Source organism: Flavobacterium sp. (assembly GCF_036405015.1).
Taxonomy (GTDB): domain Bacteria; phylum Bacteroidota; class Bacteroidia; order Flavobacteriales; family Flavobacteriaceae; genus Flavobacterium.
On record NZ_DASWYK010000008.1, the window covers coordinates 1 to 7768 of the forward strand.

The following is a 7768-nucleotide window of genomic DNA, read 5'->3' on the forward strand; positions in this document are numbered from 1 at the left end:
TTAATCTTTACTGAAAGAAAATAAGCCATAAAACTTTATCCAAAAAACATCAAACCTATACAATTGTCAAATCAATTTCTCAAATAATCAAACATCACGATGGATTTATTTCGAAAAACCAAGTTTTCATCTTTGATTGAAGCTTCTAAAAACCCTAAAAATTGCAAGAAACTGACTCTTCTATTTTATGATCAGAACTTAAAAAATCAAGGCGAAGTATTTTCAAAATTTGTAAATCTCGAAGTGTTAGAAATGCAAGCCGATCCATCGATTTATTACTTAGATGGTTTTGAATTTCCGGCTGAAATTGGAAATCTAAAAAAACTCAAGAAGTTTTCAGTTCTAAATTTCCCTTTAAAGACTATTCCCGAGTGGATTTCTGAATTAAAATCTTTGCAATACCTCATGATTAGAGGAACTGACATCGAAACCATTCCAGATTCAATCTCTCAGTTGGAAAACTTAAAAACGCTCCGAATTGAAAATTGCCCTTTGTCTAAAATCCCAAAAACGCTTAATCAAATGAAGAGTCTGCAAATTCTAGGATTATCAGACACAAAACTCACAGATTTAAATCCTAATCTATTTCCAAAGCATGTGAAAGAAATCAGTTTTACTGGTACTGGAAAATACAATAGGGAAGATTTAGAATATTTAAAAACGAATATGACACAGACTAAAATATATCCCTAAATTTGAGCAACGCGCAACCAATTTGAAATAGCTAAATTGAGTCTTATTTTAGTTAAATTCATAAAAAAAGCTCCATTAAACAATGGAGCTTTTTTTCATACTTAAGATTCAAACAATCAAGATTTCAGTCTTAATCATTGCTTTGTAATTTCTCACATACTTTTTCGAGCAATTTTTTAGTTTGCTTAAAATATTTCATTTTATCATCAATCTCTTTTATTTTGGCTTGAAAAAGCTCAAGTGCTTCTGGTTTCGAATCTGTACCTTCAAACCAAGTCGTCAATATTTTTTTTATTTCTGCTAAAGTAAAACCGACTTCTCTTGCCTCTATTATGATTTCTAAACGCTCAATAGCATTACTATCGTAATATTTGTAATTATTAGATTTCACCTCTTCATTAGTCGATCCTTTAATCATTCCTAAATTTTCATAATATCTGATTGTGTGGATTGACAGTCCTGTTTTCTTTGATAATTCGTTTACAAGCATAGCTTTATTTTTTTAATAGAAAAAACACAAAAGTATAGAGCATAGTACATACTTAATAATTGCAAATATACTAATTATTTTTACTTTTGAAGTTTAAGAATTCAAATAAAAAACTGACTATTACTTTCTCTATTTCATAGATTTAATCAATGTTTCTAAATCAGTTTTTTTCTGATTCACAATAATCAATTGACTTTTATCCCCTAAAAGAATTTTCTCTGCAAATTCTTTATCAGGATTTGCTTTCCAATCTTTTAATTCTTTAAATCTGTTTTTTAAAAGCTTCACTTTTTCCTTACTGTCTTCTGAAATAATGACCATTTTGGTAAGCGGAGTATTTTGCATTTTCTCAATACTATTTTCTGTAATTTGATCTTCGTACTGTGTTCTGGAACGGTAACGAAACATTTTATTTATTGTATTGAAATCTTTTCCATTTTCGCTAATCACATAACGATAGGTCATAATATTATCCATTTCATTGATCCAATCCGGAAAATTGGTTTCGTAAAGCTGAATGTATTGATCAATAAAATTTTTATCAATTGGTTTCTTCTGATTTATATATTCTTGGGTCAACGGATAAATCTTTTTTGCCATCAAATTGATATATTTATTATTATACCATTCTCCCTCATCCAGTTTACCGTCTAATTTTTCATAAACATATCCATTTCCTAAAACAGTAGCCAAAACTTCATTCATCAATTGATAAGCATAATTACTGCATTTCGATTTGTTTTCTTTAAAATAAGTATCGATTGCTGTTTTAACTTCAAGCGATTGTTCGTCGTAAATAATATGATAGGTTTCGTGCATCATTACACTAAACAAATCTTTATGCGATTTTAAATCGGTTTGAATCGCACTGACAAAATTATTGCAAAATGCCGAAGCAGTAAATCCTTTAGAATTAGGCAATGGATAAAAAGCCGCCTCAAACGGAATTGAATTATCCCAACTGGAATTGTAAAACACTAATCCCGTTTTAAAATAATTCTCGATCTGATTTTCGAGAGAATATTTTTTAATCTCTTCTAGTTGATTCTCAAATTTTTCTTTGTTTGGATTATAAATCAGTTCATTATAAATTGGAGTAAATTCTGAAATACATTCTCCTAAATCGCTCAGAGTTTTGTTGGGAATCATGCCAGCAGAACGAAGTTTGAAATCATTTAAATTATTCGTTTCTATTAAATTCTTTTTCAAAAAATCAATTGTCTGCATTGTTTTCTTTGAACCATAAGGAAAATCTTCAAACCGAAAACTATAAGAAATAGACAATTGATCAAATTTTGAGATCATACTTTTATACTTCTCAACATTGTATTTAGATTTTTCGAATTCTGTTTTAAAAACATTTTCCGGATAATAATCCGATAAATTCTCCAAGAAAACAAAAACCGCCAGCTGTTCTGAGTATTTGATTTTGAAAGAAGGGTTTTGTCCGAATGAATAAAAGGATAAAAAGAGAAACAAGTACTTAATTACGTTATTAATTTTCAAGTTCGTTTGTTTTGGGTTAGTAAATTTTTGTAAGATTTAGAGCTAATATAATATGTTTTTGCGACAGGAAGAACTCCATTAACTTAGAGAAAATAAAAAACCTCCAAAATAAATCTTGGAGGCTTTGAATGACATTTTATATCACTATTTTAATTTTGTTAGCGCTTTAGAATTTCTCAACAAAAACACATACTGAAAATAATCAGTTGCAGAAGAATTTTCCAGCGGAACAATATTTTCTCCAAAAGCTCTTGATTTTACTGTGATTAGATTTTGTGACTTTAAATAAGGTGAATTATTCGAGTTGAGTTTAAAAAGCGTAATCGCATTCGGCTTACTTACTTCTTTCAAATCATTAATTCCTTTCACTAACATTAATGGTCCATCGGCGTTTAACCAATCTACTTTTTCATCTTCTGGAGTTGGAAATTGAGGATTTTTAGGCAAATACATTTCGCTATCAATTGTGTAACTCACAAAACTTGTCGTTTTAATTTTGGCTTCTTTTAAACCTGCAGCAAAAGTTTCTCTACCAGATTCTGTTTTCTTTTGAAGCGTATGAAAATATCCAAAAAGTCCGTAAAATTTCTCTTTTTCAATTTTCATTCTTTTAATCGCATTTTTAAAATTATCAAGCATAGCAACATCTCTGGCAATTTTTGAATTGTCATCAAAATTTTTATCAATTCCGATCACAGTAATTTTTAAAGAATCGGCTAAGTTTTGATTGTAATCATAAATCGAACTCCATTTTTCAAATAACTCCTGACTCGATTGCTGTGGAATTCTTTGTTTGATATTTTCAACAACTTTTTTTAAAGCGACTTTGTTATTCTGTTTTTCTAACAAAAATGAGTTCAATTTTTTAGCCGTCAAACTATCCATTTCTGCGATGTAATACTTAATTCCTAATTTTTTATTTAAGAAAAAAAGCATTTCACGGTCTATAATTTGATTATCTGCATAACCATGAATTTCTCCTAAAAGAAAAACTTGCGATTTATAAAAATCGGTATCAAATAATTTTTCATTAATCGAATTTGAGATCTGAACATTGTTTTTAGATAAATAGCTGATATTATCATCGTTTTTGGATTCTAAAAACAGTTTATTACTGATATACAAATAGACAATAGAAAGCAAAATAATACTCAAAAGGGTGATAAATGTAATTTTGATAATTTTTAAAATTCTCTTCATAGTGGTTATAGTTATTTCTGATTTTGCTGTAAAAGTATTCTTATTTCTTAAAAAATTCAATTTTCATTAACCGAATTGTCATTTAAAGAAGATGAATTGTTTTTTGTTTCCAACAAAACATTTTACCAAATTCCATTTTTGTTTCATTAAATAATTTAAAATCAATTTCTTACAAAAAACATAGAAAACACTTCAAAATAAATTGTATCATTTCTATTTTTATAAGACATTTACGCCTCTAAACATTCATTTATCTAACGTTTTAAACGAATCGTTGTTTTTTATTCAACAAAAAAGAATACTAAGCAATTAATTACGATTTACGAAAAACATTAATTAAATAACCAATCCCAAAAACAAAAACCTTTTTATGAAAACAAAATTCCTATCTGCCTTTGCGTTATTATTATCGTTTACAATCTCTGCCCAGAAAGTAAATTTCATGGAAGAATTCAAAAAAGAAAACCAAGGAAAATCGACTGTTGAAGTTAATGAAGTAAAAGAACTTCTAATCATTATGCTGGCAATTACCGATTTCGGATTAGAAAACGATGATATGTTTGAACAAAAAGGAGATTATTACCAACGTGTTCTTAAACATTTTAAAACTTACAAAGACGAACCCATCATCAAAAAAATGGATTCTCTTTTAATGAAAAACCCGCTGGAATATATTTTCTTTACAGGAAATGCTCAAACTTACACTTTAAAGAATGACATTCTTATCCCTAGCAAAATTTACATTTTACCAGCTGATAAAGTCGCAAACGTAAAAATTGAGATCAATCCAATCACAACTTATAAAACAGAAATCGAAGCTTTCGCTAAAAAATCACACTTTACCGATTTCTATAAATCTGAAAAAACTTTTTACAATAAAATTATTTCTGATTACGAACAGTTTTCAAATCTTCGCAGACAATGGAATTGGCTGGAAAAGAATTTTGAGCAAAAAATAAACAGTTATATTGTATATACTTCTGCTTTAATCAATGGCTTAAATTATACTGGAGGCTACGAGAATAACAATTTTCATTTGATTGAAATGGTTTTGCCAACGATACAAAAAGAACAAGGCCGATCAGAAAAAAATAATGACGCTTTCAATACACGAAGCATGTTTACTGAAATTGACCATAATTATGTAGAAAAGCCAAGTGTAAAATATAAATCAGAGCTAAACTCTGCTTTAAAAGACAGAGAAAAATGGGTCAACACTAAAACATACGGAACAGAATATTATCCGGATGGTTTTAAAGTATTTAATGAATACATGACGTATGGTGTATTTATATTATATGCTGAAGAAATTTACAAAGGAGACGCAAAACTACTTCAAGAAATTAATAATGAAGTGAATGCCGTAATGGTTGAAAGAGGATTTATAAAAATGAAAGAATTCAACGAAGAGTTGAAAAATCTGAGAAACAAAAACAAGAAAAAGAAAATCGATCAATTATATCCTGAATTAATCAACTGGTGCAGTTTACAATAAGTATCGATATGCTTTAAAAAAACCTCCATAAAAAATAATGGAGGTTTTGTTTTTTTTAAGCTTTTTGAAGTTTCTCTTTTCTTTTTTTATTGAGAAAATTTCTAAGCGGAATATCATAAAGTATCATAATCAAGTAAGCAAATGCAACAAGTAGAATAACTGAAGTCGTTACAATTAAAACCAACTGTGTCGATTCTGGTTTATAATTGGTATAATAATTACCAAACATCCACAAAAATGCGTAATGTGTCATATACAACGGATAGGATATTTTTCCACAAAAAACACAAATCTTTTCTAAGCCAGGTTTCAAAACAGCACCTGCTCCCAAAGAAATCAATAATGGAAAGTAAAATAAGACAACTAAAGGCTCAACTATCCAATTCAATTTTGAAAAAGGCATTATAAAAGCCAAAAGCAATAATATAGTCAATCCACCAAATCCTAATTTATTTTTAATAATCCAATTGGATCGATAGATAAGTAATCCTGCCAAAAATGAGTACGATATTCTAGCACAGCCATCCCAGAAAGTCGGACCGCTCCATCCGCCTAATAAATTTCCAGAACTGTATCCAACATAACAGATTGCGACTGCAGAAATCAAAGTAAGTACAACTAAAAAGTTTTTACGAATTTTATAAAGCGCGAGTGCATAAACGATATTTGCAATATATTCCCAAAAAAGAGACCATGCTGGCGCATTAAAACTAAATAAATTAAATCCGCGATCTTCTATAACTGGAAACGGAATAAGAAATAGAGAACAAATAAAAGTTAAAACAATTTTTCCAGCGCTATACAATTCCAAATGACCTCCAAACGGATCAAACAAAAACGCAAGTAACCCTAATATTGATCCAGCAATCACCAAAGGATGCAGTCGAATAATTCGCGCTATGAAAAAATTTCGAAGTCCCATTTTGCAATGCGATCATCATAAGCATATCCAATTACAAAGCCGGAAAGACAAAAGAAAAAATCAACAGCCAAGAAGCCATGTCCAATAAAGTTTTGACTTGGATCGGTAAAAATCCATTCCATAAAATGAAATACTACGACTGCAAAAGCTGCTATACCTCGTAATCCGTCTAAAATTTCAAAATGTTGTTTGGTCTGCAGAATGGTTTCGTTAGTTTGACTTGTGCTCATTTTAGGTTATGCTATTTAAATAATTGGTCTTGACGCAAGTTCTATAAATTAATAGTTAAATCAAAATTTGATTTTTTTAATTAAAAGAATCATTTCTTAATTTGTCCTGGTAATCATTAGAAATAAAATCGGAAAACACATTTGAAGAATTCTAAAACAAAAAAACTCCTTTGTTTAAATGAGCTTCTATTACTTTCTTAATTAAATCTTTTTAATCATTTAATCCTTTTCCATCTAAAATCCTCGGAATATTTTTTTCTACTCTAGATTCCCTAGTTTTAGATTGTTTAGGTTGAGAAAAATGAAGTAAATAAGCGCGTTGTCTTCCAGGAGTTAAAGCATAAAAAGCTTTTTTGAATTCAGGATCACTATCAAATTTATGCTGAAGTTCTTTTGCAATTTCAAATTCAGAAACCTTTTTTAATACTACTTTTTGTCCCGACTTCTCAATTTCAGCTGCTTCAAAAATATATTTCTTTAGAATTTCTTTTTTAGCTAAAATATCCTTCACATCTGTAAATCGAACCTGACGAGCTGCCTGCACATTGTCTGACTGTTGAATTAGTATTGTATCGGGATCTTTCATTAAAGCACCTTTAAAAAACAAAAAGGCGCAATATTCTTTAAAAGCATGTATCAAAACTATATTGGCATTTTCAAAAGTATAACAAGGGCAACCCCATTTTAACTCTTCTACAAGATGACAATCTAAAGCAACAGCTCGCAATTGTTCCAGTTCATTTTTCCATTTTTCAGCTTTTTCAAAATAAAAGTCAACTTTAGAATTTCCGCTATATTTTGTCATAAATATTATACTATAATGAATCTATTAAATTTAGTAAAAAACTGCTTTGATCATTATTTAAAAACTAAAAATCATTTTTAAAGCCTTTTATGATTCCTCTTTTTGATTGATGTACAAACTCTAAAAACAAACCAGTTTAAAAGACCATAAAAAACGTTTTTAATACAAGTTTATTCAACAATAACAAAAAGATATGATTTGAGAAAAATTATTCACTGAGCATCAAATAATAAAGGCTGTAATATATTTTAATTATTCATGGCGTTTCCCTCCGGGTCGTGCTGTGCGCTGTATCTTTTGCGGGTGTGGGTTTTAGGGGAAAAGAAAGTTCCGGCTGTCCGCAAAAGGATGCCGCTCCCATCACTAACGCGGTCGGGGGTATGCAGGTCTGGTCTGCGGAACCGTTACAAAACAAAAAACCCCGTTT

8 protein-coding genes are annotated in these 7768 nt (G+C 29.5%); 2 read left to right on the forward strand and 6 right to left on the reverse strand.

The window, feature by feature from the left end; all coding sequences use genetic code 11:
• The first annotated feature begins 99 nt into the window (after positions 1-99).
• Positions 100-693, forward strand: coding sequence for a leucine-rich repeat domain-containing protein (locus VGE71_RS00785; protein WP_331136597.1), 594 nt, complete (start codon positions 100-102; stop codon positions 691-693).
• 130 nt (positions 694-823) lie between these two features.
• Here VGE71_RS00785 and VGE71_RS00790 read toward each other — a convergent pair whose 3' ends face one another.
• The 3 genes from VGE71_RS00790 to VGE71_RS00800 all read right to left on the reverse strand — a co-directional run bounded on the left by VGE71_RS00790 (position 824) and on the right by VGE71_RS00800 (position 3889).
• Positions 824-1183 (reverse strand): MerR family transcriptional regulator, encoded by a 360-nt coding sequence (locus VGE71_RS00790; protein WP_144217453.1) that lies wholly within the window; start codon positions 1181-1183, stop codon positions 824-826.
• Positions 1184-1312: 129 nt separating this feature from the next.
• Entirely contained in the window at positions 1313-2689 is a 1377-nt protein-coding gene (locus VGE71_RS00795) for a hypothetical protein (protein WP_331136598.1), read from the reverse strand.
• 144 nt (positions 2690-2833) lie between these two features.
• Positions 2834-3889, reverse strand: coding sequence for a hypothetical protein (locus VGE71_RS00800; protein WP_331136599.1), 1056 nt, complete (start codon positions 3887-3889; stop codon positions 2834-2836).
• A 370-nt stretch (positions 3890-4259) separates the two neighbouring features.
• On the opposite strand from VGE71_RS00800, the gene VGE71_RS00805 reads away from it, so the two are divergent.
• Positions 4260-5384: a DUF4932 domain-containing protein gene (locus VGE71_RS00805; protein ID WP_331136600.1), complete on the forward strand. Its 1125-nt coding sequence runs from the start codon at positions 4260-4262 to the stop codon at positions 5382-5384.
• Between the two features lie 55 nt (positions 5385-5439).
• Here the strand turns inward: VGE71_RS00805 and VGE71_RS00810 are convergent, their stop codons facing one another.
• From VGE71_RS00810 to VGE71_RS00820, 3 genes are all read right to left on the reverse strand, one after another.
• Positions 5440-6306 (reverse strand): acyltransferase, encoded by an 867-nt coding sequence (locus tag VGE71_RS00810; RefSeq protein WP_331136601.1) that lies wholly within the window; start codon positions 6304-6306, stop codon positions 5440-5442.
• On the reverse strand, positions 6282-6536 hold the full coding sequence (locus VGE71_RS00815) for an acyltransferase (RefSeq protein ID WP_331136602.1): 255 nt from the start codon (positions 6534-6536) through the stop codon (positions 6282-6284). Before VGE71_RS00815 ends, VGE71_RS00810 begins: the two co-directional genes overlap by 25 nt.
• Positions 6537-6747: 211 nt before the next feature.
• Entirely contained in the window at positions 6748-7341 is a 594-nt protein-coding gene (locus VGE71_RS00820; protein WP_331136603.1) for a YdeI/OmpD-associated family protein, read from the reverse strand.
• Positions 7342-7768 lie beyond the last annotated feature (427 nt).